We start from the raw sequence: 24279 nt of genomic DNA on the forward strand, positions 1-24279 counted from the left end.
GGACGGGAAATGATGCGGTGCGGGCGCCCCTGTGGCGCCGCACCGCCACCCTCCGCGACCTGGGAGCACGATTGCCTCCGATCCCTCCGGCCGATCGCTCCGGCGCCCCGCACGGGCGCGCCGTCGACCCGCTGTTCCTCGCCCTGCCGCTGCGGCCGCTCGCGGACGCCGCCCTCGCCCGGGCCCGCGAACTGGGCGCGAGCCACGCCGACTTCCGTCTGGAGCGGATCCGCAGTGCCTCCTGGCGGCTGCGCGACGCGCGTCCGGCCGGCACCTCCGACAGCGTGCAGCTCGGTTTCGCCGTCCGGGTGGTGCTGGACGGCGCCTGGGGCTTCGCCGCCGGCGTCGACCTCACCCCCGACGCGGCGGCCCGGGTCGCCGAGCAGGCCGTCGCGGTGGCCCGGCTCTCCGGCGGGATCAGCCGGGCGGCCGGCTCCACCGAGCGGGTAGAGCTGGCCGACGAGCCGGTCCACCGGGACGTCACCTGGGTCTCCGCGTACGAGGTCAACCCCTTCGAGGTGCCGGACGCCGAGAAGACCGCCCTGCTCGCCGAGCGCAGCTCCCGGCTGCTGGCCGCCGAGGGCGTCTCGCACGTCCAGGCGGCCCTGCGGACCGTCCAGGAGAACAAGTTCTACGCGGACACCGCGGGCACGGTGACCACCCAGCAGCGGATCCGGGTGTACTCCGATCTGGAGGCCACCTCGGTCGACGAGCGCACCGGCGCCTTCGACTCGATGACGACCCTGGCCCCGCCGGTCGGCCGCGGCTACGAGTTCATCGTGGGGGCCCGGGGGTCGTCCCCCGACGGACGCGGCCTCACCGGCTCCGGCTCCGGCGCCGGCTGGGACTGGGACGCCGAGCTCGCCGAACTGCCCGTCCTGCTGGCCGAGAAGATGCGGGCCCCGAGCGTCGAGGCGGGCCGCTACGACCTGGTCATCGACCCGACGAACCTCTGGCTGACCATCCACGAGTCGATCGGCCACGCCACCGAGCTGGACCGCGCGCTCGGCTACGAGGCCGCCTACGCCGGCACCTCCTTCGCCACCTTCGACCAGCTCGGCTCGCTCAAGTACGGCTCCGAGCTGATGCACGTCACCGGCGACCGCACCGCCGAGCACGGGCTGTCCACCATCGGCTACGACGACGAGGGCGTGGCCACCCAGTCCTGGGACCTCATCAAGGACGGCGTCCTGGTCGGCTACCAGCTCGACCGCCGCATCGCCGAGCTGAAGGGCTTCGAGCGCTCCAACGGCTGCGCCTTCGCCGATTCCCCGGCGCACGTCCCGGTGCAGCGGATGGCCAACGTCTCGCTGCAGCCGGCCGCCGACGGCCCGGACACCGAGGGCCTGTTCGCCGGGGTGGAGAACGGCCTGTACATCGTGGGCGACCGCTCGTGGTCGATCGACCAGCAGAGGTACAACTTCCAGTTCACCGGGCAGCGCGCCTACGCCATCAAGAACGGCGAACTCGCGGGCCAGGTCAAGGACTTCGCCTACCAGGCCACCACCACCGACTTCTGGGGCTCGATGGCGGCGGTCGGCGGCCCGCAGACCTACTTCCTCGGCGGCGCCTTCAACTGCGGCAAGGCGCAGCCCGGTCAGATCGCGGCGGTCAGCCACGGCTGCCCGTCGGCGCTGTTCCGCAACGTCAACGTGCTCAACACCCAGCAGGAGGCGGGTCACTGATGACCGCGAAGCAGCCCCACGAACTCGTCGAGCTGGCGCTCGGCTTCTCCCGCGCCGACGGCTGCGTGGTGATCGCCGACGAGGAGTCCACCGCCAATCTGCGCTGGGCGGGCAACGCGCTGACCACCAACGGCGTCACCCGCGGCCGCCGCCTGACCGTGATCGCCACCGTGGCCGGCGCCGAGGGCACCGCCTCCGGCGTGGTCTCCCGCGAGGCCGTCACCGAGCAGGAGGTGGAGGAGCTGGTGCGGGCCGCCGAGGAGGCCGCCCGCGCGGCCGGACCGGCCGAGGACGCCCAGCCGCTGATCGCCGAACGGCCGTCCTCGCCGGACTTCACCGAGCCGCCCGCGCTGACCTCCGTCGAGGTTTTCGACGCCTTCGGCCCGGCCCTCGGCGAGGCCTTCGCCCGCGCCGCCGCCCAGGGCGAACTGCTGTACGGCTTCGCCCGGCACGAGATGACCTCCAGCTACCTGGGCAGTTCCACCGGCCTGCGGCTGCGCCACGACCAGCCCACCGGCATGGTCGAGATCAACGCCAAGACCGCCGACCTGTCCAGCTCCGCCTGGGTGGGCGCGTCCACCCGGGACTTCGCCGACATCGACGTCGCCGCCCTGCACGCCGAGCTGACCAGGCGGCTCGGCTGGGGCGCCCGCAAGGTGGACCTGCCGGCCGGGCGGTACGAGGCGCTGCTGCCGCCGTCGGCCGTGGCCGACCTGCTGATCGTCCTCAACTGGTCCTCCGGCGGCCGGGACGCCCAGGAGGGCCGGACGGTTTTCTCCAAGCCCGGCGGGGGCACCCGGATCGGCGACAAGCTCAGCGGCCTGCCGCTGACGCTGCGCTCCGACCCGCACGAGCCCCACCTGGAGGCCGCGCCGTTCGTGCTCACCCACTCCACCGGCGGCGACTACTCGGTCTTCGACAACGGCCAGCCGGTCGCCGCCACCGAGTGGATCCGCGACGGCGTGCTGAACGACCTGATCACCAGCCGTCACGCGGCGGCCCTCACCGGCCTGCCGCTGCGCCCGGCGATCGACAACCTCGTCCTGGAGACGGCCGACCAGGAGACGGCGCCGACCCTGGACGAGATGATCGCCCGCACCGAGCGCGGCCTGCTGCTCACCTGCCTCTGGTACATCCGCGAGGTGGACCCGGCGACGCTGCTGCTCACCGGGCTCACCAGGGACGGCGTCTACCTGGTGGAGAACGGCGAGGTCGTCGGCGAGGTCAACAACTTCCGGTTCAACGAGTCCCCGGTGGACCTGCTGAACCGGATCACCGAGGTGGGCCGCACCGAACGCTGCCTGCCCCGCGAATGGAGCGACAACGTCACCCGCACCGCGATGCCACCCGTGCGTGTCACGGACTTCAACATGAGTTCGGTCAGCCGGGCCTCCTAGCCGCTGACCAACGGGGGATACGAGAGACATGATGGACGAGAAGCACATGGTCAGATCGAGCAAGATGCTGTCGCGCATCCTGCGGCACGAGCCCGGGCTGGTGGGGGTCACGCTGGACGGGGCCGGCTGGGTCCGGGTCGACGAGCTGCTCGACGCGCTCGCCGCCCGGGGCAGGCCGCTCACCCGGGCCGAGCTGGACCACGTCGTGGCGACCAACAACAAGCGCCGCTTCGGCTACTCGCCGGACGGTCTCTCGATCCGCGCCAATCAGGGCCACACGGTGGCGGTCGACCTCGGTCTGGCCGCCGCCGTACCACCGCCGGTGCTCTACCACGGCACCGCCGACCGGCACCTGGCGGCGATCTTCCGCGAGGGCCTGCGCCCGATGGCCCGCCAGGACGTCCACCTCTCGGCGGACACCGGGACGGCGACCGGGGTCGGCGCCCGGCACGGCCGTCCGGTGGTGCTGACCGTGAACGCGGCGGCGATGACGGCGGCCGGCCACGAGTTCCGGCTCAGCGAGAACGGCGTCTGGCTCACCGACGCCGTGCCCCCGCAGTACCTCTCCCGGCGCTCGTAGCCGGCCGGGCCGCGCCCCGCGCCGGCGCCCGCCACCGTTGGGCCTGTCCGCTCCGCCGGACAGGCCCTTCGCGTACCCGACCGGGTGGGTCCGGCCCACCCGGTCTCGTCGCCACCCGTGCCCGGGCGTACCGTGAGGAGGCCGCGCGGCCAGGCGCGCGGGTGCGTGACGAGGGCGGTAGGACACATGGGAAAGAGCGCCGACGACGGGCAGGTCTTCCGGATCACGGGGGCGCGCAGCAGCCTCACCGAGGACGTCCGGGGACGCCAGCGCCGCTACGTCATCTCGATGCTGGTCCGCACGGCCTGCGTGCTGCTCGCCGTGGTGCTGTGGGACGTCCAACGGGTGCTGGCGTTCGCCGCCCTGGCGGGGGCCGTCCTGCTGCCGTACTTCGCGGTGCTGATCGCCAACGCGGGCCGGGAGCGGGCCCCGGGACTGCCGAGCACCTTCGACTTCCCGCTCGACACCCCGCTGATGCTCGGCCCCGGTGGGACGGGTGGGGCTGGTGCGAAAGCCGGTACAGATGAGGCAAAGGCCGTTCCCACCGATCCTTCACAGGACGTGGACTGACCGTCCGTTTCACGCCACTTCGCCCTCGTTCAGCTCGTCGAAAGCTCAAAAGAAGCTCAGATTAATCATGCAAGACCTCCCCATCCGAGGGTGGTGGCGTGACATACTGCGTACGCGCTCCGCATCCCCCGTCGGAGCGACGGACCGACGCCGGGCGGCTCCCCCCGTGGCTGCCCGGCGTCGCCATGCCCGGATCCGGTCGGCCCGAGCGGGCGTGACAGACTGGCGGTGCAGACGTCACCCGCCAATCGTTGAGGACGGCCCGATGGACACCCCGCAGACGCCGATCTGCTCCGCCAAGGGCTGCCGGGCGGACGCCGGCTGGGTGCTGGTGTGGAACAACCCCAAGCTGCACACCCCGGACCGCCGCAAGACCTGGCTCGCCTGCGACGGGCACCGCGAGCACCTCTCCCAGTTCCTCGGGGTGCGCGGCTTCCTCAAGGAGGTCGTCGCCTTCGCCGACTGGACCCCCGAGGCCGTCGAGAGTTCCGGCGGGGCTGCCTAGCAACCCGTCCGGGGTTCCGGCGAGTCGACCCGGAAGGGCGAACCGGTCCGGAAACCGGGCGGCCGCCGAGGGGCCGCCTAGCCGCCGATCGCGGACATCGGCCGCTCGGGCTGGAGGAACTCCGGGTCGTCGATCCCGGCCCCGGCCTTCTTCCCCCACATCGCCGCCCGCCACAGCGCGGCCAGTTCGGCGTCGTCCGCGCCCGAGCGCAGCGCGGTGCGCAGGTCGGTCTCACCGGTCGCGAACAGGCAGTTGCGCACCTGGCCGTCGGCGGTCAGCCGGGTGCGGTCGCAGGCCCGGCAGAACGGACGGGTGACCGAGGCGATCACGCCCACCCGGCCGGGGCCGCCGTCCACCAGCCAGCGCTCGGCGGGTGCCGCACCCCGGCGCTCGGACGGCTCCGGGGTGAGCGCGAAGCGGGCCCGCAGCAGGTCGAGGATCTCCGTCGCGGCGACCATCGACGCGCGGTCCCAGCCGTGCTGGGCGTCCAGCGGCATCTGCTCGATGAAGCGCAGCTCGTAGCCCCGCTCCAGGCACCAGGCCAGCAGGTCGGCCGCCTCGTGGTCGTTGACCCCGCGCATCAGTACCGCGTTCAGCTTCACCGGCGCGAGCCCGGCGGCCTCGGCGGCGGCCAGCCCGTCCAGCACGTCCTGGTGGCGGTGGCGGCGGGTGAGGGTGTGGAAGACCTCGGGGTCGAGGGTGTCGAGCGAGACGTTGATCCGGTCGAGGCCGGCCTCGCGCAGCGCCGTCGCGGTGCGGGCCAGCCCGATGCCGTTGGTGGTCAGTGAGAGTTCCGGGCGCGGTTCCAGCTCCGAGCAGGCGGCGACGACGGCGACCAGTCCGGGGCGCAGCAGCGGCTCGCCGCCGGTGAAGCGGACCTCGCGCACGCCCAGGTCGCGCACGGCGACGGTGACGAGCCGCACGATCTCCTCGTCGGTGAGCAGGTCCGGCTTGGCGAGCCACTGCAGGCCCTCCTCCGGCATGCAGTAGGTGCAGCGCAGGTTGCACCGGTCCGTGAGGGAGACCCGCAGGTCGACGGCCTGTCGTCCGAATGTGTCGAGCAGCACGTGCGTCCTTCCCCGAGATGCGGCCGGCCCGGCCACCATCACGGCGGGCCGGGCCAGCATAGTCATCGTGGGACGATCAGTGGGCGCCCAGCCCGGTCAGCGAGCGCACCTCCAGTTCAGCGTACTTCGCCGGGTCGGGCTGTTCCCTGGACAGCAGCGTGCCGAGCCAGCCGGCCAGGAAGCCGACCGGGATGGAGACCAGGCCGGGGTTCTCCAGCGGGAACCAGTGGAAGTCGGAGTGCGGGAAGAGCGAGGTCTTCGCGCCGGAGACCACCGGGGAGAAGACCACCAGCGTCACCGAGGTGATCAGTCCGGCGTAGACCGAGCTGACCGCGCCGACGGTGGTGAAGCGCTTCCAGAACAGCGAGTAGAGCAGGGTGGGCAGGTTCGCCGAGGCGGCGACCGCGAAGGCCAGGGCGACCAGGGCGGCGGTGTTGAGCTTGTCCGCGAAGAGGCTGAGCACGATCGCGACGGCCCCGATCGCGACCGCGGCCCACTTCGCCGAACGCACCTCCTCCTTCTCGCTCGCCTTCCCGCGCCGGATCACGTTGGCGTAGAGGTCGTGTGCGAAGGAGGCCGAGGAGGCGAGCGTGAGCCCGGCGACCACGGCCAGGATGGTGGCGAAGGCGACCGCCGAGATCACCGCGAGCAGGATCGCGCCGCCGGTGGTCCCGGCGCCTCCGCCGAGCGCCTCGGCCAGCTGGGGCGCCGCCGTGTTGCCCGCCGCGTTCGCTGCCTTGATCGCCTTGGAGCCGACCAGCGCGGCGGCCCCGAAGCCGAGCGCCAGGGTCATCAGGTAGAAGACGCCGATGATGCCGATCGCCCAGAGCACCGACTTCCGGGCCGCCTTGGCGGTGGGCACGGTGTAGAAGCGGACCAGGATGTGCGGCAGGCCGGCGGTGCCGAGCACCAGCGCGATGCCCAGGCTGATGAAGTCGAGCTTGGCGGTGCCGCTGCCGTACTTCTGTCCGGGTTGGAGGAAGGCCTCGCCCTTGCCGCTCGCGCTCGCCGCCGCGCCGAGCAGCTCGGAGGGGTTGAAGTGGTACTTGGCCAGTACCAGGACGGTCATCAGCGCGGCGCCGGCGATCAGCAGCACCGCCTTGACGATCTGCACCCAGGTGGTGCCCTTCATCCCTCCGATCACCACATAGATGATCATCAGTGCGCCGACCCCGACGATGGTCCAGCGCTTGGCGGCGTTCCCCTCCGCGCCCAGCAGCAGCGCGACCAGGGTGCCGGCGCCGACCATCTGGGCGAGCAGGTAGAAGATCGACACCACGATGGTGGAGACGCCCGCCGCGGTGCGCACCGGGCGCTGGCGCATCCGGAACGCGAGGACGTCCGCCATCGTGAAGCGACCGGAGTTGCGCAGCGGTTCGGCGATCAGCAGCAGCGCGACCAGCCAGGCGACCAGGAAGCCGATCGAGTAGAGGAAGCCGTCGTAGCCGGTGAGCGCGATGGTCCCGGCGATGCCGAGGAAGGACGCGGCGGACATGTAGTCGCCGGAGATGGCCAGGCCGTTCTGGAAGCCGGTGAAGCCGCGGCCGCCGGCGTAGAAGTCGGAGGCGCTCCTGGTCTGCCGCCCGGCCCAGACGGTGATGCCGAGGGTGGCCAGGACGAAGACGCCGAACAGGGCCATCGTCAGACCGCGGTGCTCGGTGGCGGAGCTGGCGAGCGAAGTCATTCGGCGGGCTCCCGGGGTGCGTGGACGACGGCGCCGTGCGCCTCGCGGATCGCCGCGGCGGACGGGTCGATCCGCCGGTCCGCGTAGCGGGCGTACCAGGCGGCGATCGCGAAGGTGGTCACGAACTGCAGCAGCCCGAGCACCAGGGCCACGTTGACGTGCCCGAGGACCTTGGTGCGCATCAGTCCCGGCGCGTAGCAGGAGAGCAGGACGTAGAGCAGGTACCAGAGCACGAAACCGATGGTGACCGGGAAGGCGAAGCTCCGGAAGGAGCGCCGCAGGGTTCGGAACTCCTCGCTGTCGTCGATGAGTTGGGCTTCCGCGGCGGCGGTGGTGAGCGGCGGCGAATCCACGCTGTCTCCTCACTCCTTCGGCGTATTTGTCACACGGGGGGAACGATCGAACGTGAGGGGCGTCACATGTCTGGCGCCGCGCAATGCTAGGAGCGTCCTGCCCGCCCCGGAAGGGGTTGACCGCGATCAGTCGAGCGTTCACCCCCTCGCACCATCCGATTGGCCGAAAAGCAGTCCATCTCAGCGACTCCGCCGCACCGGGCCGACCCCCGGCCCCCGGCCCCCGGCCGCCGCCCGCGCCCTCCCCGAGAACGACACCGAGAACGACACCGGCCCGTGCCGCACCCCAAAGGGGGGGGGCCGGGCCCGGGGGCGGTAAAGTGGCGGGGGGGGGCGCGCGCGGGGGGGGCGGGGGCGCCCCCCGCGACCACACCGGTGACGGCGAAGACGGACGGCCAGGCGCCGATCCGCTTCGCCAGCGGGTGCGAGCCGCCGAAGGCCGCCACGTACAGGCCGGTCAGCGCCGCCGCGGTGCCCGCGCCCGCGCTGCGGCGCCACTGCGCGGCGGCCCCGGCACCGGCCACCGCCAGCACCGCGCCGCCCAGTTCGCGCCGGCCGCTCCACCGGGCGACGCCGTAACCGCCGACCAGACCGCTCGCCGCGGTCAGCGCGGCGGGCGCGGCGGCCGTGAACACGTTCGGGACCTTCGCCATCGTCGACTCCACTCGTGGGGGCTGTGTCGTTTTCCGACCATAACCCGGTGAACGAACGGGGCCGCCGGGGCCTCCCGCCGGAGCGCCGGCAGCGCCGACAGCGCCGTCCGCCGGAGCGCCGCCGGGCCTCCTACCGGAACGCCTCCGCGGGCGTCTGCCCCGGCACCGTGGCGGCCAGCCGGCGGGCGGCCTCCGCCGGGTCGAGCACCCGCTCCAGCCGCAGGTCGCCCGGGACCTCCTGGATGAACCGTCCGGCCGACCAGCTCCGCTCGTACGGCAGCGGCTCCAGGACCAGGGTGCGCACGCCGTCCACCACCGGGATGTCGCTCGGCGTCCCCTCGTTCCACACCCAGGAGCCGTCCGGCGCGACCAGGTTGAAGGCGCCGGTGGCGACCACCCGGTGGCCGTCCAGGAACGCCGTCCGGGCCAGTGCCACCACCTCCCGGTCCTGCGGGGTGCCGGGCAGGTGGCCGCCGCCGATCAGCACGTCGGCGAGCAGGGTGTGCAGCTGGAAGGTGTCGCTCAGGCCGCTCATCCGCAGCAGGTAGCCGGTGCCGGTGGGGCGGTCGAGCACCAGCAGCGGCTCGTCGTCCAGCATCAGCGCCAGGTGGACCAGGCCCTTGAAGTCGTGCTGCTCGCCCTGGTAGCGGTCGAACAGCTCCAGGATCACCTCGGTCACGCCCGAGGCGCGGGCCTCGGCCCGGACCTCCGGGTGCGCGTACACCGCCCAGGCCGCCTGCTGCCACAGGTGCAGCGTCCACCAGGCGACCACGGCCAGGTGGGCGTGCCACTCGTCCAGGTGCGCCGGGTCGGCGATCCGCTCGTGCGCCTCGGCCGGATCGTCCTCCTCCGCGCCGGGCAGCGGGCCGCCGCCGGTGGAGACCCAGCGCCGCACCAGCAGCTGCGCGCCGGTCAGCGCCCCGCGCAGTCCGGCCAGCACCGGGCCGGAGCAGGCGACCGGGTCGGCGCCGTGTTCCACGCAGGCGCCCACCACCATGGCCAGGTGCGCCCGGGGGAACGGCGGGGCGTCCGGCAGCAGGGCGGCCAGCCGGGGACCGGCCGCTGCCTGCTCCGCCGGGTCGGCCGTGCCGAACAGCCCGCCGACCAGCCCGAGGGCGGGCCCGAACTGCTCGTCGTCCCCGGCCGCGACCACGGCCTCCAGGGCGGCCACGGCATCGGAGAAGGTGGGCTGTTGACGGTGCGACGGTATCTGCTCGGTGGACATTCGCCGCAGCATAGGGGGCGGAGCCGGTCCGGCGGAAACTCCTCCGCGCCCCGGCCCGCCCGGGCCTTACGCGGGCCCCTGTCGGTGCCCGGTGGCAGACTTCGACCGTGACGGACTCCGAGATCACCGACGGCAGCTACCTGGTCCGCAACGTCGGGAGCGGCCTGCTGCTGCAGGTCGCCGACGCCTCCCGGCGCAGCGGTGCCCGGATCGTCCTCGGCGCGGACGACGGCAGTGACACCCAGCTCTGGCGCCTCGCCGCCGTCCACCCGGGCGGCGCGCTGTTCCACATCGAGAACGCCGGCAGCGGCAAGCGCCTGGACGTCACCGGCGCCTCGACGGAGGACGGCGTCCGGATCCAGCAGTGGTCGGCCAACGCCTTCGGCGCCCAGGAGTGGCTGCTGGAGGCCCACGTGGACGCCCCGGGCACCTACACGGTCACCAGTTTCATCAGCGGCAAGCCCCTGACGGCGGGTGACACCCCGGAGGCCGACGTCCACCAGAGCGAGGACGTCGACGACCCGGCCCAGTGGTGGCGCTTCGAGCGCCGGGAGGGCTGAAGGTCCGTCAGTCCGCGAGGTTGGCGCGGGCGGCGTCGAGTTCGGCGTCCGTCGTGCCGTGGTGGCGGAGGTAGTCGGGGATCGTGCCGTGGTGGTCGTGGATCCAGGCCAGGGAGGAGACCAGGAGCTCGGCGTCCACCGGGCGGGAGAGGCGCTCGGTGCCGGTCTCGTCGAGGTACGGGGTGGGGCCCTTGTCGAGGCCGAGGCCGATGTTGGAGAGCAGGAAGTCGGCGGTGATCTCGGCCTCGGAGGCGCCCAGCAGGGACTGGAGGACGGCGATGGTGAGCCCGGTGCGGTCCTTGCCGACGGCGCAGTGGACGACGGCGGCCAGCGCGTCCGGAGCGGCGAGGCGGCGGACGACGGCGGCGAGCGAAGGGCCGGCCGTCGAGGCCATGAAGGGGTAGAGGGCGGCCTGGTCCTCGGGCCAGGGCCGGTCGGCGTCCTCGGGGTGCGGGGGAAGGGTCGGCAGACCGAGGGTCTCGTGGTCGAGGCAGTGCCGCTGGTCCGGCCAGGCCTCCAGCTCGTACGCGCTGCGCAGGTCGAAGACCGTCCGCAGGCCGAGGGCCTTGAGCCGCCGGGCGCCCTCCTCGGTGAGGGTGTGGAAGGACCCGGAGCGGTACAGCACGCCCCGGCGGAGGGCGCCGATCCCGCCCGCGTCACGGAAGTTGCGCACACCGGGGATGTCGATGAAGGCGTCGGTCATGGCCACCACGGTACGGGCGGGCGCGGGCGGGAGGAAGGAGGAGTGCGACGTCGGCGGCCGGGCGGGAGGACACCGTCCGAAACCGGCCCCCGCCGGTGGGCGACCGGCTGCTCAGCGCCCGCCCGAGACCTCCAGGAACGCCCCGGTGGTGTACGAGGCCGCCGGGGAGAGCAGGAAGAGGATCGCCTCGGCGACCTCCTCCGGCTGCCCGCCGCGCCCCATCGGCAGGCCGGGCGCGACCCGGTCGACCCGGCCGGGCTCGCCGCCGAGCGCGTGGATGTCGGTGTGGATCAGCCCCGGCCGCACCGCGTTGACCCGGATGCCCTCGGCGGCGACCTCCAGGGCGAGGCCGCGGGTCATCGAGTCCACCGCGCCCTTGGCGGCCGCGTAGTCGACGTACTCGTTCGGCGAGCCGATCCGGGAGGCGGCCGAGCCGACGTTGACGATGGCGCCGCCCCGTCCGCCGTGCCGGGTGGACATCCGGCGGACGGCCTGTGCCGCGCACAGGAACGGGCCGGTGATGTTGGCGGCCCAGATCCGGGTCAGCCGGTCCTCGTCGATCTCCTCCAGCCGGCACTGCTTCTCCAGCGTGCCGGCGTTGTTCACCAGCCCGGTGAGCGGGCCGAGCTCGTCGTCCACGGTGGTGAACAGCCGCTCCACCTCGGCGGTGCGGGTGACGTCGGCGCGGACCGCGAGGGCGGTGCCGCCGCCGGCCCGGATCGCGTCCACCACGGCGGTCGCCGAGGCCTCGTCCGTACGGTAGTTGACGCAGACCCGGTAGCCGCGGCGGGCGGCCAGCAGGGCGGTGGCGGCTCCGATGCCGCGGCCGGCGCCGGTGACGATCAGGACCTCGTCGGTGGGAGTGGTCGACATGGACCGTACGCTACCCGGCGGCCGGGCGGCCCGGACCGGAATTCGCTCGCCCGGCGCGGCCCGCTCGGCGAGGATGCCCGGACGAGGATGCGGTGCCCGCCCGTCCGTCCGAGAGGAGTCCGCCGATGTCCACCACGACCGCCGTTCCCGGCGTCGCCTCCGTTCCCGGTGTCGCCTCCGTTCCCGGCACGGTGCTGCTCTCGGGCATCGTCGGCTCCACCGCGTACGGCTTCGCCCACGCAGGCTCCGACCTCGACCGGCTGGGCCTGTTCGCCACCCCCACCGAGGAGTTGCACGGCCTGCACCGCCCGGCCGAGTCCCACGTCACCACCGCGCCCGACGTCACCCTGCACGAGGCCGCCAAGTGGTGCCGGCTGGCGCTGGGTTGCAACCCGACCGCCTCCGAACTGGTCTGGCTGCCGGACGAGCTGTACGAGGTCCGCACCCCGCTCGGCGACGAACTGGTCGGCCTGCGCGCGGCCTTCCTCAGCGCGCCGGCCGTGCGGAAGGCCTACCTCGGCTACGCCGACCAGCAGTTCCGCAAGCTGCTGACCCGCGACACCGCCGACCCGGCCGCCCGCCGCCGGGCCGCCAAGCACGCCCGGCACCTGGTCCGGCTGGTCGAGCAGGCCGTCCGCCTGCACGAGACCGGCCGCAACCTGATCCGGCTGCCCGACCCCGAACGCATCCGCGAACTCGGCGAACGCATCGCCGACCGCCCCGCCCTCGCGGAGGGCCTGCTCGCCGACGCCGCCGACCGGCTGGCCGGCCGCGGTGTCCTGCCCACCGCCCCCGACCAGCGCCCCGTCGAGGCCTGGCTCCGCCGGGTCCGCGCCGTTCACTACACCCCGCCTCAAGTCCCGCTCCACGAGCCCGGCACGCCCGCGCAATCCACTGGCGGAGCCCTGGGCCCCACCGGGTAGGATCGCCGTGGTCCTTCCGCCCGGGCATCCGGGCGCGCTGGGGCCGCGGGCCACTAGCTCAATTGGCAGAGCTGCGGACTTTTAATCCGTAGGTTCAGGGTTCGAGCCCCTGGTGGCCCACCTGGTCGAGGCGAGTCCGGGCGTCCTCCCTTCGGGGAGGGCGCCCTTCGTCGTGATCGGCGCGGTATCGGCGCGGCGCAGGGTGGGGCGCGGCGGGCGACGTGTCATCCGGCGGGGCCGCGGCGGGAGTTCCGCCCTTCGGCGACCCGGCGGAGGTGGCGCTCGGCGGCTCCGGGGGCCGGGTCCCGAAGGGCCGGGCCGGATCATCGGCGAGGTCGTCGCGGAAAGGGTCCACAGGACAGTTCGTGTCCATGTGGACCATGAATTATCGGACATCCGGGCGAAAAGTCCCCCAGGGGGCGGCAATTTCGCCCGGGATGCTCCGGCCCCCCTGAATCCCGTACGCCAGGTGAGGTTCGGATCCGAGGAAATTGCTCCACAGATGGGCGTTTGTCCCGCAAGAGGGGTGAACGGGGGGCAATGTCGTAGCGAAATGGACGCGGTGTAACCTGCGTCACACCGAAGGGTCGTTGACCGGGGACGGTCAATGAATCAATACTCTCGACAAGCAGCTGCCGTATCACCCGTCCGCACAAAATTTCACCGAATCATCCGGGGTTGAGAGGTTTCGCGGACGCGAAGGCTCAACGGGTGGGGTCGAGCCGGCGGAAGAGCCCGGCCCGCTTTCGGTCCTGGAATTCGCCGGGTTCCGCGCGGTGCCCGGGGGGCCGCGATCGGCATGGTGTGTCGATGTTGTGTGCACTGGGTTTGTCTTTCGTCATGACCAGGGTCGCGGCCCACTTTCTCGGTTTCCCTGACGGCCGTCACCGACCTGCGCGAGCACGACCGTGCAGGCGCGCGGGCGGATTCGATCTCCGGTGGAAAGAGGCAGGAAAAGTGATTCTCGACAATGCTCTCGTCCGGTACTACGAAGAGATCCGTTCAGTCCTGCGGGACCTCCTGGGCGGCCCGGAGAAGGCCGACGCCGAAGGTTTCACGCCGGGCGTCGAACTGCCCGAACTCACCGAGGCCATGCGCGAGTACCTCGCGGTCTCCGGCCTCGGCCACGCGGCCATGCCGTCGTACCGGGACCGGAACCTCGCGCTGCTCGACCTCACGCGCAACCCGGCCACCATGACGACCAAGACCTTCGCCTCGCTGGTCATCGTGGCCAGGGCGGTCCGCTTCGTCCAGGACACCGGCCGGCGGGTCACCATCGTCACGCCGTCCTCCGCCAACAAGGCCATCGCCATGCGCGACGCGGTGCTCCGGGCCGTCCGGACCGGTCTGGTGGACGCCGACCGGCTCAACGTCATCACGGTGGTCCCCGAGGGGGCGGTGGCCAAGCTGCGCAGCTCCGAGCTGTTCACCGACCCCGGGCTGCGGGTGCGCAACCCGATCGCGGTGTACGGGGGCGAGGAGCCCGGCACCGTGAAGGCCATCGCCCTCGGGCTGGTCGACGAACACCGGAGCGCTCTGGAGAAGGAGTGCGAGACCAACCTCTGGTACACCCTCCAACTGGAGAACTACCTGGCGGCGGACGTGGTCAGGGCGCTGGCCGAGGCAGACCTGTTCCCCTCGGCGCCCGGCGAGGCCCGGCTGCACGTGCACTCGGTCTCCAGCGCCTACGGGCTGCTCGGCCACGCCCACGGCCGCAGCCGGCTCCCCGCGGACGTCCGCTCCCGGACCCTGCCGCCGCACTACTTCCTGGTGCAGCACCTGGGCGCTCCCGACATGGTGCTCAGCCTGTACAACGAGGGCTCCACCGACACCGGGAACCTCCCGGCGTACTCCTACGACGCGGGGACGGGACTGTTCACGCAGAGCGCCGACCCGCGGTACCCCGCGCAGACCTTCGATCCGCGGGAGACCCTCGACCCGACCTTCTACACCCGCAACCCGCCCACCTCGCCCCGGATGAACGAACTCATCCGCACCCAGGGCGGCGGCGGCATCGTCGTCTCGCTCGCGGAGTGCCTCGGCCGCTACGGGCAGGTGCGCTCGCTGCTCGGGGAGGCCGGCGTGCGGCTGCCCGCGAACCCCACCGCGCTGCGCGAGTGGTCCCTGGTGATGGCGATGACGGGCCTGCTCAACGCCGTCGACCGGGGGCTGGTGCCCGAGACCGACATCCTCGTGCACGGCTCCGGCAGCTACTCGGCGACGGACTACGGCCACCTCACCGTCCGGGACCTGCACCCGGTGGCCACCGCCGAGGACCTGCGGCGCGTCGTGCTGGACGCCACGCCCTCCGCCTGACCGCTCGTGCGGGGCCCCGCACGCCCGTGCCGGGGCCCCGCTCCGCCGCCGCCGCTCGCCACCGCCGACCCGCTCGCCACCGACGACCCGCCGAGGTGATAGCCCCGTGGTCCCTGCCGTCCCGCCCCCGCGCGCCACGCCGCACCAGCGGCTGCGCATGCACACCGGTTACCACTGGCGCAACAGCGGCAACCGGGTCCTGACCACCGCACGGACCGCCTGGGACACCCGGGACGGGGCCGGCTTCCCGGCCGTCCGCTCGGAGGCCGGGGGACTGTCGGTGAGCTACGCGGGCCTCGCCGAAGGCCTCGCGTACACCCTGGAGTTCACCGAGCTCCGACGCGACGCCGACGTCCACGGCGTCCGGCGCCGGACCGGCCGGCTCACCGGAGCCGCCCTCCGGGACCCCGCCCGGCTGCCCGACGCGGACATCGTCATCGTCGGTACGAGCGCCGAGCGGGCCCGCGCGCTGCCGCGCGAGGCCTCCCTCATCGTGCCGATGCGGGTGCACTTCGTGATCGACTTCGACGCGGACCCCGACACCGTCCGGCAGCGCATCTCCAAGCGCGAGCGCCAGCAGTTCAAGCACGACCTGCGCGACCACGCCTGGACCTGGGGGCTCAGCCGCGACCCGGCTTGGTTCGACCACTTCTACGACCGGCTCTACCGCCCCACCATGTTCCAGCGCCACGGGGACCGGGAGCGCACCGAGACCAAGGACGTCTCCTACGAGTGCCTCTTCCGCGGCGGCCGGATGTTCGTCCTGCGGCAGGACGGCGAACCGATCGGCGGAGCGCTCTGCCACTGGGACCGGGCATCGGGGACGATGACCCTGCGCCTGCTGGGCGTGGTCGACGGCGCGCGGGAGCACTACGACAGCGGCGCCTTCAAGGCGATCTACCACTTCCTCATCGACTGGTGCGCCCGCCACGGCGTGCGCCGCCTCGACTTCCAGGGCACCGAACCCTTCGTCAGCAAGGGCACCTACCAGTGGAAGCGGCGGTTCGGCACCAGCGTGCTGCCGCCGCCCAACCACTTCGGCGCCAAGCGGCTGTGGCTGCAGGTCCGCGCCGACACGCCGGAGGTGCGGGACTACCTGGTCGCCAATCCGGTCCTGGCCGAGCGGACGGACGGGACCCTGGAGGCGGTCTACTTCCGCGACGCGCGACGCGCCCCCCGGCTCGACTACTCCGCCAAGTCCCCGGGAGTGGCGGGGGTGCGCGAGGTGGACCTCGACGCATTCCTCGCCGGCGCGGCGCGCGGGCCGGCCGGAAGGGCCCGCAGATGACCGCCCCGTGGTACGGCACCGCACCGCCGCCGCTCGACAACCGGCTCGAACTGCCCGCCGTCCAGCGGGAACTGGCCCGGGTGGAGGACGGCGAGTACGCCCGGGTGGTGCCGGTCGCGTCGTCCCTGCGGCCCGTCATGTTGCCACGTTCCTCCTACGACGAGCTGTTCACCGCCACCGCCGACCTGCTGGCGCTGCTGCGCCGCACGCTGCTGGAGCGCGCTCCGACGGCGGCCGGCCGGATCGCCGCGCTCGGTGCCGACGAGCGGATGTACCCCCTCGTCATGGACGGCCCGGCCGAGGAGGACTACGCCACCTGCATCGCCCGGCCCGACGTCATGGTGGGCGCCTCCGGCCCCAAATTCCTGGAGTTCAACATCGGCTCCGGCATCGGCGGGGTGGTGGACACGGCACTGCACACCGCCGCGTGGGTGGCGGCGTTCGGCGGCCCGGAGCGGATGCCCTTCGACGCGGTCGATCCGCTCGCGGTGCGCGACGAGCTCTTCGTGCGCGCCGTCCGGGCCCTGGGCGTCGAGCCCGCGGTCGCGATCGTCGGCACGCTCCGGGACTTCGGCGGTCCCCCCAGCCGCTACTTCGAGATCCAGGAGGAGTCGCTGCGCCGCCGCGGCCTGGCGGCCGAGACGTTCGAGCCGGAAGACCTGCTCGACGGACTCGGGCTGCCGGGAGAACCCCGCTACCGGCTCGGGCTGCGCCACTTCACGATCCTCGAATGGCTCGGCCACGGCATCGACCTCGGGCCGGTGCGGACGGCCCTGGACGCCGGCGTGCGGTTGATCGCGAGCCAGACCGCGTACCTGATCGCCAACAAGAAGGTGCTCGGCTGGGTGTCCGAGGGGCGGCCGTGGATGACGGACCGGGACCGGCGGACCGTCGAGCGCTACCTGCCGTGGACCCGCGTGGTCGGGGACCGGCCCGTCGAGCGGCACGGCCGGACCGTGGCGCTCCCGGAACTGCTCCTGGAGCGCCAGGAGGAGTTCGTGCTGAAGCCCGCCATCGGGATGAGCGGGCAGCAGGTCCTGGTGGGCCGCACGTGCCCGCCGCAGGCCTGGCGGGCGGCGGTGACCGCGGCCGCCGCGGCGCGGGACCACATCGTCCAGGAGTGGGTGGAACCCGTGCCGTACCGGATGGAGTTCGCCGGTCCGGACGGATCCGGCAGCCACCAGGCCGAGGTGGTGCCGGTCTTCAGCCCCTTCCTGTTCGACGGGCGGGCCGCCGGCTGCATGGTGCGCTACCTCCCGCCCGACCGGGACGGAGTGGTCAGCATCCACGGCCACGGAGCCCTGTCGAACGTGGCGTTCGCGCTCCGCTGACCCCCGCGACTCTCCCCAGGAGGACGACATGACGACCTACTCGCGTGCCGACTACGGCCCGGTGTCCGTGTCCTACACGGCCGAACTCGACGGCGGCGGCAACACCTTCGGCCGGGCGTACGAGCCGTTCGTCCGGTCCCGGTTCGGCCGGGTCGGATCGGTCTTCGAATGGTGCGCCGGCCCCGGGTTCATCGGCTTCTCCCTGCTGGCGGCCGGCCTGTGCGATTCGGTCGACCTGGGCGACGTGAACCCCGCCGCCGGGGACGCGGTCGAGCGGACCATCGCCGAGAACGGTCTGCGCGGCCGCGCCCGCTTCCACCTCTCCGACGGCTTCGACGACGTGCCGGCGGACCTCCGCTGGGACCTGATGGTCGGCAACCCGCCGCACGTCAACCAGGACGCGGCCGCCTCGGACTACCAGCGTTCCCACTCGCCGCTGATCTGGAAGGACACCGACTGGGCCATTCACGGTGCCTTCTACGACGCGGCGGCCGAGCGGCTGCGGCCCGGCGGCTCGGTCCTCATCCAGGAGAACCACCGGTTCTCCGCCCCGGAGGACTTCACGGAGATGGTCGGGAAGGCCGGCCTGGAGGTCGTCGGCGCCTTCGGATGCGGCGAGGGCCGCGAGGACTACTACTTCCTCTGGTCCCGGCTGCCCGAGTCCCGGACGTCCTGAGGTTCCCGCTCCGGGCACCCGTTCCACGCCGACCACCGGACACCACAGTGCGAGGAGAGCGCATCATGCCGCGTCCCACGACGAATCCCGTGATCACCTGGATCTACCAGTCCGAGGACCTCGACCCCGCGGGGGTCGAGGCGTTCGAACGGGGCATCACCCGGCGCTACTCGGCGCTCTCCCGGCCCCGCGGCCTCGACTTCCGGGTGATCAGCGCCACCGAACTGGTGCCGTCCTGCGTGGGTGGCAGGCCGGTCCTGCGCCACGGCGACGAGGACCTGCTGGAGCGGCGGCAGTGCTTCATCGTCGAGGACATGGCCACCGACCCGCAGGGCCTCCAGGCGCTGCGGGCCGTCTACCGCACCATCGAGGCGAGCGACTCCGTCCTGCTCAACCGCTCGTACACCGGCCCCGACTACCTGGAGCGCGACAAGCTCGCGCAGCTCCAGCACGCCGCAGGCCTGGGCATCCGGACCGCCGACACCGTCGCCGTGCCGCCCGGCAGGTACGCCCGGCGGGTCCTCGGGGAGGTGCGGCGCGGGCTCGGCGACGGCCCCTACATCGTCAAGCCCCGTGAACTGACCGGAGGTTACGGCGTGCTGCGGGTCGACTCCGAGCAGCAGCTCGGCGCGGTGATCGACCTCGTCGCCCAGGCCGTCGGCGGGTACCTGGTGCAGCCGCTGATCCCGCACTCCGGCGACATGCGCGTCTTCATGGCCGACGGCGAGGTCGTCTCCTCGCTGACCCGCCGCCCCCGCCCCGGCGGCTACCTGGCGAGCGTCAGCCAGGGCGGGTCCGTGGACGTGAACCGGGACCACGACCAGGTCGCGGACCAGTGCGCCCGCATCGCCCGCGACCTGCGGGCCGAGTGGATCTGCGTGGACTGGCTGATGACGGACTCCGGTCCGGTCCTCAACGAGTGGAGCACCGCTCACGGCGGCTTCACGGTGATGCCCGAGCCGGAACTCGGCAGGGTCGCCGACGCCTTCTTCGGCTGGATAGGCCGACGCTTCGAGGGGAAGCCGCCCGGCCGCTGAGCCCGGGACGGTCCGGTCCGCGGGCCCGTGCCGCAGCCGCCCGACAGAGCGGGCGCGGCCCGGGCCCTGCCCGTCGTCCGGACCGGGTCTCAGGTCCGGTCGGCCGGGCCGAACGCCCGGCGCAGCCGGACCGTCCAGACGATCGCGGCCGCGAGCGCGATCGAGGCCACCGCCGTGGCCATCCCGGCCTGGATGCCGACGGAGACGGTGATGCTGCTGGCCACCAGCGCGCCGAGCGGGACGCCCAGGCCCGAGGACAGCATCCGGCGGGTGGTGTTGACGCGGCCCTGGAGCTCGGGCGGCGTCACCTCCTGGGAGTAGGTCATCGTGTTCACCAGGACGACGAGGTACGCCGTTCCCCACACGGCCAGGGCCACCAGCGCGACCAGCCAGTTGGAGGTGAGGACGACGACGAGGCCGAGCAGCGCCCCGACCGGCAGCACGCCGAGGAGCAGCGGGAAGGCCTCGAAGCGCCGCCGCAGCCGGGGCAGCAGCAGGGAGCCGCCGATGCCGCCGGCGCTCCAGGCCATGTAGAGCAGGCCGATCCGTCCGTCGGAGCCGTGGATGCCCAGCGCGCGGTCGGCGAAGACGACCAGCTGGCCGACGATGGCGCCGCCGGAGAACGACTGGAGGGTGCCGACCACGGTCATGATCCGCAGCGTGGGGTGGCCCGCCAGGAACCGCAGCCCCTGGCCTATGGACTCCTTGAAGCCCGGTCGCGCGGTGCCCGGGGCGGCGGTCCGCGGCGCGACGTTGACGACCGCCCTGATGAACAGCGCCGACACGGCGAAGCTCAGGGCGTCGAGGGCGAGCGTGCCGGCCGGGCGGAACAGCGCGATGAGGCCGCCCGCCACGGCGTTGCCGACGATCCGGACGACGGTCTCCGCCCCGTAGAGGGCGCTGTTGGCCTGGGTCAGGCCCTCCTTCCCGACGATGTCGGGGACGAAGCCGTAGACGCCCGCGTCGAAGAACAGGGCGAGGCCGGCGGACAGGAACGCCACCAGCATGACGTGCCAGGCCGTCAGCGCCCCCAGGGCCCAGGCCAGGGGCACGGTGGCGAGGCAGAGGGCGTTGAGCCAGTCGGTGGCGATCATCAGGGTGCGGCGGTCCACGCGGTCCGCGACGGCGCCCGCGATCAGGCCGAAGGCCAGGTAGGGCAGCGTTCCGGCGGCCGCGACCAGGGAGACCAGCAGCGGCGACCCGCTCTCCTGGAAGACCAGGACGGGGAGCGCCACGGTGGTGATGGCGGACCCGAGGCCGGAAACGGCGCGGGAGAGCCAGAAGTTGCGGAACCCCTCGATGCGGCGGAGGGGGATCGCCTGCGCGGTTGACATCTCGTGATCGGTTTCCGTTCCTTCGGTGACGGTGACGGTGACGGTGACGGCGAGTGGTGCTGGTGGCGGCGTGGTGCGGCCAGGGCGGCGGGTGATCTCCTCGCGCCGGAACGGGATCTGACGGTTCGACAGTTCGCGCCGGGCGTCGTCGGTCCGGTGTGCCGCGGTGCCGCCGCGGTGGGGCGGGCGGCCGAGAAAAACGGTCGACACCCGGACCCGGGCCGGTGGCCGGGTGGGTGTCGACCGGAGCCGAGGGGGGTCTTCGCGGGGCCCGGGAGGGCGGGTCGTGCGGGCCGGGCCGCTCGTTGTCGGCGGACGCGGGGGGTGCCGGCGTTCGGGCGGGCCGACGGTGACGTCTCCACAGCGCGGTGTCTCGGGCGGCCGGTTCGGAAATCACGAAACATTCGGCACTGTAACAGTTCGTTGCGCTCATGACACCCGTGTGCGGCCCATCGCGGATCTCCACGCGGCGCGGACCGCGGGGGAGTGCGGCGAGCTCCGGAGCGGTCGGGGGGCGGGACGTCGCGCAGTGGCGTGAGTCACGCTGGAACCGGGCGATTTCGGCTGTTCTGTCTGGATGTTGCCCGTTGATCGGTGGGATTGCTCCGGGCCGGAGGTCGGTGATCGTGTCGGGCCTAAATATGATCGGAAGCCACGATCGTCGGTTAGTGGTGACGGTCGTATGTGCAACCTGGGAACGGTCCGGACCGTCTCTCTGTGTGCGGTGCGCCGGATCGTCAGGGGCGTCGCTTCCGTCGGTGAAAGGTACGCGCATGTCAGGTCGGAGGGGCGAGAGCCCGGCTCGGGGCGAAGGCGTGCCCGCGACGGAAGACGCCGCGGGATCCGTGCCCTCCCCGCGTGCCGGCGGCCGGGCGGAGGCCCGTCGCGCCGCCCAGGGCAAGGGCGGACGCGGCGGTGGCGGCGGCGGGAAGGCGGAGGCCGCGTCGGCGGGTGGTGGCCGGGCCGCCGCCCGCAAGAGCGCCAAGCCCAAGAAGAACGTGAAGAAGATCGTCGCCTGGTCGACGGCGGGCGTGCTGGTGGTCATCGCCGGCGTCGGCGGCGCGATCTACCTCAAGCTGAACGCCAACATCAAGTCCTTCGACGCCGACGCGATAGCCCGCAACCGCCCCCCGGAGGCGAAGGCCGACGCGGACGGCAACAAGCCGGTCAACATCCTGCTGATCGGTTCGGACAGCCGCGGCAAGAACAACGCGGACCTCGGCGGCGGCGAGGACGGCGGTGCCCGTTCGGACACCACGATCCTGTTGCACGTCTACGCCGATCACAAGCACGCCGTGGGGATCTCGATACCGCGCAACGCCAAGGTCGAGCTGCCGTCCTGCAAGCTGCCCAACGGCAAGTGGACCAAGGGCGGCAACACCGACCTGTTCAACGCCGCGTTCTCGATGGGCGGCAGCGACGACGGCAACCCGGCCTGCACCCAGAACACGGTGGAGAAGCTCACCGGCATCCGCGTCGACCACACCCTCGTGGTCGACTTCAACGGCTTCGCCTCGATGACCTCGGCCGTCAACGGCGTGGACATCTGCCTGCCGAAGCCGATCTACGAAGGGGACATCAACCCCAAGCTGAAGAAGAAGGGCGACCTCGTCCTTCCGCAGGGCAAGCAGACCGTGGAGGGCCAGAAGGCGCTCGACTACGTCCGGCTGCGGCACGGCATCGGCGACGGCTCGGACATCGGCCGGATGAAGCGCCAGCAGGCGTTCCTCGGTTCGCTCGCCAGCAAGATCAAGAAGGATGGGATGAACCCCACCACCCTTCTGCCGCTGGCCGACGCCGCGACCAAGTCCCTGGTCGTCGACCCCGGCCTGGACTCCGCCGACAAGCTGCTCTCCTTCGGCCTGTCGCTGAAGAACATCGACATGCACGACCTCAAGTTCGTGACGGTCCCGTGGCGTTACCGCACCCAGGACCAGGACCTCGACCTGGTCCAGGCGGACGCCGGCAAGCTCTGGGAGACCCTCAAGGCCGACCAGACCATCGACGGCCAGAACGCCACCGGCCAGCAGCCGGACGCCCCGGCCGACGGCACCAGCCCGGCCCCGCAGCAGCCGGCGCCGCCCACCACCCCGGCAGCCCCGGCCGCGGACACCGCCAACTCGGCGATCAGGGTGGCGGTCTACAACGGAACGAGCGTCAACGGCCTGGCCGGCAAGGCGACCGAGCAGTTGAAGGGCGCCAAGTTCGCCGCCAGCACGGCGGGCCAGGCGGCGAGCACCAAGTACAGGACCACCACGATCGAGTACGGATCCGGGCAGAAGGCGAACGCCGAGAAGGTCGCCGCGCTGTTCCCGGGCGCCGGCCTGGAGCCCAGCAGCGCCCGGGGCATCTCGGTGATCGCCGGCCAGGACTTCGCCGCCGCGATGGGGATGGCCACCGGCGCCCCGGCCGGCGGCGGCGCGACGGCCGCCACCCCGGGCGTCCCGGCGCCCCCGCAGCCGCTGCCGACCACCATCACCAACGACGCCCGTTCCGCGGACGACGACATCTGCGCGAACACCAGCTACGGCAGCGGCGGCTGACCGCACCCACCGGGTACCACGGGGACGACCCCCGGGCCGGCGTCCTCCGGGGCGCGCGGGCCCGGGGGTCGTGCCATGGTGGGCCTGGGGCCGTACGTCCCGGGGCCGAACGCCCCCGGGCGGGGACCCAGCGGTCACCGCGAAAGGCGGACCCATGCCCGAGATCGCCCTCCAGTTCGACATCGCCGCGCCCCGGGCCGTGGTGCTCGCCGCGCTCACCACGCACGACGGGCTGACCTCCTGGTGGACCACCGGCGTGGACCGGGACGGCGACGTCCTGCTGTTCGACTTCCCCGACGTCCCCGAGCCGTTCCGGCTGCGGGTGGAGCGGGCCGACCCGGACCGGGTGGTGTGGACCAACGCCGGTTCCTTCCCGCCGCACTGGGCCGGCACCTGGATCAGCTGGGAACTGGCCGAGCTGCCCGCGGCCCCCGGCGTCCCTGCGGCCCCCGGTGTCCCGTCGGCGGCCCCCGACCGGTCGGCGGCCCCTGAGGCCCCCGAGGCCCCCGCCGCCCCGGACCGGCCCGCCGCGTCCGGGCGCACCCGGCTGCTGTTCCGGCACGGCGGCTGGCAGCCGGGCAGCGAGGAGGGCGTCCCGGCGGTGGCCGGCACCTGGGCCGAACTGCTGGTCCGGCTCAAGGACTACGCGCAGAGCGGCAAGGTGCAGCCCTACTTCGTCACCGCGCACCGCCACGACGCCCCGTGAGCGCTCCGTGAGCACCCCGTGGGCGCCCGGTGACGGCCCGGCGGCAGGTCGCCCGCCAGGGCGCCGTCCGGTGGCGGGATCGCGGCGGCGGGCCGATGGTGGCGGTGTACCGCCGTGGGGGGGGGGGGGGGGCGCGCCCCCCCCCCCCCCCCCCCCCCCCCCCCCCCCCCGCCCCCCCCCCCCCCCCCCCGCGCCCCCCCCCCCCCCCCCCCCCCCCAAACCCCCCCCCCCCCCCCCCCCCCAAAAACAAACCAACAAAAAACACCCACC

The 24279-nt window shown here is 73.1% G+C and carries 20 protein-coding genes, 1 tRNA gene and 2 pseudogenes; 15 read left to right on the forward strand and 8 right to left on the reverse strand.

Annotated elements, in window-relative coordinates; genetic code table 11:
- Nucleotides 1-80 precede the first annotated feature (80 nt).
- From ACFWJ4_RS24560 to ACFWJ4_RS24580, 5 genes are all read left to right on the forward strand, one after another.
- Nucleotides 81-1685, forward strand: coding sequence for a TldD/PmbA family protein (locus tag ACFWJ4_RS24560; protein WP_380547024.1), 1605 nt, complete (start codon nucleotides 81-83; stop codon nucleotides 1683-1685).
- Nucleotides 1685-3082: a metallopeptidase TldD-related protein gene (locus tag ACFWJ4_RS24565; RefSeq protein ID WP_380546987.1), complete on the forward strand. Its 1398-nt coding sequence runs from the start codon at nucleotides 1685-1687 to the stop codon at nucleotides 3080-3082. The genes ACFWJ4_RS24560 and ACFWJ4_RS24565 overlap by 1 nt, the downstream gene beginning before the upstream one ends.
- A gap of 31 nt (nucleotides 3083-3113) precedes the next feature.
- On the forward strand, nucleotides 3114-3662 hold the full coding sequence (locus tag ACFWJ4_RS24570; protein WP_380547026.1) for an RNA 2'-phosphotransferase: 549 nt from the start codon (nucleotides 3114-3116) through the stop codon (nucleotides 3660-3662).
- A 186-nt stretch (nucleotides 3663-3848) separates the two neighbouring features.
- Entirely contained in the window at nucleotides 3849-4232 is a 384-nt protein-coding gene (locus ACFWJ4_RS24575; RefSeq protein ID WP_380546989.1) for a DUF3099 domain-containing protein, read from the forward strand.
- A 265-nt stretch (nucleotides 4233-4497) separates the two neighbouring features.
- The gene (locus ACFWJ4_RS24580; protein WP_380546991.1) at nucleotides 4498-4737 is read left to right on the forward strand and encodes a hypothetical protein; all 240 of its coding nucleotides are present in this window, start codon (nucleotides 4498-4500) and stop codon (nucleotides 4735-4737) included.
- Nucleotides 4738-4814: 77 nt separating this feature from the next.
- Here the strand turns inward: ACFWJ4_RS24580 and moaA are convergent, their stop codons facing one another.
- The 5 genes and pseudogenes from moaA to ACFWJ4_RS24605 all read right to left on the reverse strand — a co-directional run bounded on the left by moaA (nucleotide 4815) and on the right by ACFWJ4_RS24605 (nucleotide 9719).
- Nucleotides 4815-5804, reverse strand: a complete 990-nt coding sequence (gene moaA / locus ACFWJ4_RS24585) for a GTP 3',8-cyclase MoaA (protein ID WP_380546993.1) — start codon at nucleotides 5802-5804, stop codon at nucleotides 4815-4817.
- A gap of 76 nt (nucleotides 5805-5880) precedes the next feature.
- Nucleotides 5881-7488 carry a cation acetate symporter gene (locus tag ACFWJ4_RS24590; protein WP_380546995.1) on the reverse strand — a complete coding sequence of 536 codons (1608 nt, stop codon included), beginning with the start codon at nucleotides 7486-7488 and terminating at the stop codon, nucleotides 5881-5883.
- Nucleotides 7485-7841 carry a DUF485 domain-containing protein gene (locus ACFWJ4_RS24595; RefSeq protein ID WP_380546997.1) on the reverse strand — a complete coding sequence of 119 codons (357 nt, stop codon included), beginning with the start codon at nucleotides 7839-7841 and terminating at the stop codon, nucleotides 7485-7487. Before ACFWJ4_RS24595 ends, ACFWJ4_RS24590 begins: the two co-directional genes overlap by 4 nt.
- Before the next feature lie 362 nt (nucleotides 7842-8203).
- Nucleotides 8204-8494: pseudogene (locus ACFWJ4_RS24600) on the reverse strand (hypothetical protein); the annotation flags it as partial.
- Nucleotides 8495-8624: 130 nt separating this feature from the next.
- On the reverse strand, nucleotides 8625-9719 hold the full coding sequence (locus ACFWJ4_RS24605; RefSeq protein WP_380546999.1) for a hypothetical protein: 1095 nt from the start codon (nucleotides 9717-9719) through the stop codon (nucleotides 8625-8627).
- Between the two features lie 101 nt (nucleotides 9720-9820).
- On the opposite strand from ACFWJ4_RS24605, the pseudogene ACFWJ4_RS24610 reads away from it, so the two are divergent.
- Nucleotides 9821-10279: pseudogene (locus ACFWJ4_RS24610) on the forward strand (RICIN domain-containing protein); the annotation flags it as partial.
- A 7-nt stretch (nucleotides 10280-10286) separates the two neighbouring features.
- Here ACFWJ4_RS24610 and ACFWJ4_RS24615 read toward each other — a convergent pair.
- Together ACFWJ4_RS24615 and ACFWJ4_RS24620 are read right to left on the reverse strand one after the other, a co-directional pair.
- On the reverse strand, nucleotides 10287-10982 hold the full coding sequence (locus ACFWJ4_RS24615; protein ID WP_380547001.1) for a tyrosine-protein phosphatase: 696 nt from the start codon (nucleotides 10980-10982) through the stop codon (nucleotides 10287-10289).
- 111 nt (nucleotides 10983-11093) lie between these two features.
- Nucleotides 11094-11855: an SDR family oxidoreductase gene (locus tag ACFWJ4_RS24620; RefSeq protein WP_380547003.1), complete on the reverse strand. Its 762-nt coding sequence runs from the start codon at nucleotides 11853-11855 to the stop codon at nucleotides 11094-11096.
- 125 nt (nucleotides 11856-11980) lie between these two features.
- Here ACFWJ4_RS24620 and ACFWJ4_RS24625 point away from each other — a divergent pair, with 125 nt between their 5' ends.
- From ACFWJ4_RS24625 to ACFWJ4_RS24655, 7 genes are all read left to right on the forward strand, one after another.
- Nucleotides 11981-12778 (forward strand): DNA polymerase beta superfamily protein, encoded by a 798-nt coding sequence (locus tag ACFWJ4_RS24625; RefSeq protein ID WP_380547004.1) that lies wholly within the window; start codon nucleotides 11981-11983, stop codon nucleotides 12776-12778.
- A 47-nt stretch (nucleotides 12779-12825) separates the two neighbouring features.
- Nucleotides 12826-12898 (forward strand) — tRNA-Lys (locus tag ACFWJ4_RS24630).
- An 837-nt stretch (nucleotides 12899-13735) separates the two neighbouring features.
- Nucleotides 13736-15094 carry a DUF6002 family protein gene (locus ACFWJ4_RS24635; RefSeq protein ID WP_380547006.1) on the forward strand — a complete coding sequence of 453 codons (1359 nt, stop codon included), beginning with the start codon at nucleotides 13736-13738 and terminating at the stop codon, nucleotides 15092-15094.
- Nucleotides 15095-15200: 106 nt separating this feature from the next.
- On the forward strand, nucleotides 15201-16382 hold the full coding sequence (locus ACFWJ4_RS24640; RefSeq protein WP_359897941.1) for a hypothetical protein: 1182 nt from the start codon (nucleotides 15201-15203) through the stop codon (nucleotides 16380-16382).
- Nucleotides 16379-17713, forward strand: coding sequence for a hypothetical protein (locus ACFWJ4_RS24645; protein WP_380547008.1), 1335 nt, complete (start codon nucleotides 16379-16381; stop codon nucleotides 17711-17713). The genes ACFWJ4_RS24640 and ACFWJ4_RS24645 overlap by 4 nt, the downstream gene beginning before the upstream one ends.
- A gap of 28 nt (nucleotides 17714-17741) precedes the next feature.
- Nucleotides 17742-18389, forward strand: a complete 648-nt coding sequence (locus ACFWJ4_RS24650; protein WP_380547010.1) for a methyltransferase — start codon at nucleotides 17742-17744, stop codon at nucleotides 18387-18389.
- Nucleotides 18390-18454: 65 nt separating this feature from the next.
- A complete protein-coding gene (locus tag ACFWJ4_RS24655) occupies nucleotides 18455-19426 on the forward strand; it encodes a RimK family alpha-L-glutamate ligase (protein ID WP_380547012.1) in 972 nt (323 codons plus the stop codon).
- An 89-nt stretch (nucleotides 19427-19515) separates the two neighbouring features.
- On the opposite strand, the gene ACFWJ4_RS24660 is transcribed toward ACFWJ4_RS24655, so the two are convergent.
- On the reverse strand, nucleotides 19516-20970 hold the full coding sequence (locus ACFWJ4_RS24660) for an MFS transporter (protein WP_380547014.1): 1455 nt from the start codon (nucleotides 20968-20970) through the stop codon (nucleotides 19516-19518).
- A 635-nt stretch (nucleotides 20971-21605) separates the two neighbouring features.
- Here ACFWJ4_RS24660 and ACFWJ4_RS24665 point away from each other — a divergent pair.
- Nucleotides 21606-23303, forward strand: a complete 1698-nt coding sequence (locus ACFWJ4_RS24665; RefSeq protein ID WP_380547016.1) for an LCP family protein — start codon at nucleotides 21606-21608, stop codon at nucleotides 23301-23303.
- A 154-nt stretch (nucleotides 23304-23457) separates the two neighbouring features.
- Nucleotides 23458-24009, forward strand: a complete 552-nt coding sequence (locus tag ACFWJ4_RS24670; RefSeq protein WP_380547018.1) for an SRPBCC domain-containing protein — start codon at nucleotides 23458-23460, stop codon at nucleotides 24007-24009.
- Nucleotides 24010-24279: the final 270 nt, after the last annotated feature.

This window comes from Kitasatospora sp. NPDC127067 (assembly GCF_042724755.1).
In the GTDB taxonomy this organism is placed as follows: domain Bacteria; phylum Actinomycetota; class Actinomycetes; order Streptomycetales; family Streptomycetaceae; genus Kitasatospora; species Kitasatospora lactacystinica.

Coding starts and splice junctions, on each gene's coding strand:
- ACFWJ4_RS24620 (WP_380547003.1), bottom strand. CDS start 11,855: ATGTCGACCACTCCCACCGACGAGGTCCTGATCGTCACCGGCGCCGGC.
- ACFWJ4_RS24650 (WP_380547010.1), top strand. CDS start 17,742: ATGACGACCTACTCGCGTGCCGACTACGGCCCGGTGTCCGTGTCCTAC.
- ACFWJ4_RS24575 (WP_380546989.1), top strand. CDS start 3,849: ATGGGAAAGAGCGCCGACGACGGGCAGGTCTTCCGGATCACGGGGGCG.
- ACFWJ4_RS24565 (WP_380546987.1), top strand. CDS start 1,685: ATGACCGCGAAGCAGCCCCACGAACTCGTCGAGCTGGCGCTCGGCTTC.
- ACFWJ4_RS24645 (WP_380547008.1), top strand. CDS start 16,379: ATGACCGCCCCGTGGTACGGCACCGCACCGCCGCCGCTCGACAACCGG.
- ACFWJ4_RS24655 (WP_380547012.1), top strand. CDS start 18,455: ATGCCGCGTCCCACGACGAATCCCGTGATCACCTGGATCTACCAGTCC.
- ACFWJ4_RS24590 (WP_380546995.1), bottom strand. CDS start 7,488: ATGACTTCGCTCGCCAGCTCCGCCACCGAGCACCGCGGTCTGACGATG.
- ACFWJ4_RS24670 (WP_380547018.1), top strand. CDS start 23,458: ATGCCCGAGATCGCCCTCCAGTTCGACATCGCCGCGCCCCGGGCCGTG.
- ACFWJ4_RS24605 (WP_380546999.1), bottom strand. CDS start 9,719: ATGTCCACCGAGCAGATACCGTCGCACCGTCAACAGCCCACCTTCTCC.
- ACFWJ4_RS24615 (WP_380547001.1), bottom strand. CDS start 10,982: ATGACCGACGCCTTCATCGACATCCCCGGTGTGCGCAACTTCCGTGAC.
- ACFWJ4_RS24625 (WP_380547004.1), top strand. CDS start 11,981: ATGTCCACCACGACCGCCGTTCCCGGCGTCGCCTCCGTTCCCGGTGTC.
- ACFWJ4_RS24580 (WP_380546991.1), top strand. CDS start 4,498: ATGGACACCCCGCAGACGCCGATCTGCTCCGCCAAGGGCTGCCGGGCG.
- ACFWJ4_RS24570 (WP_380547026.1), top strand. CDS start 3,114: ATGGACGAGAAGCACATGGTCAGATCGAGCAAGATGCTGTCGCGCATC.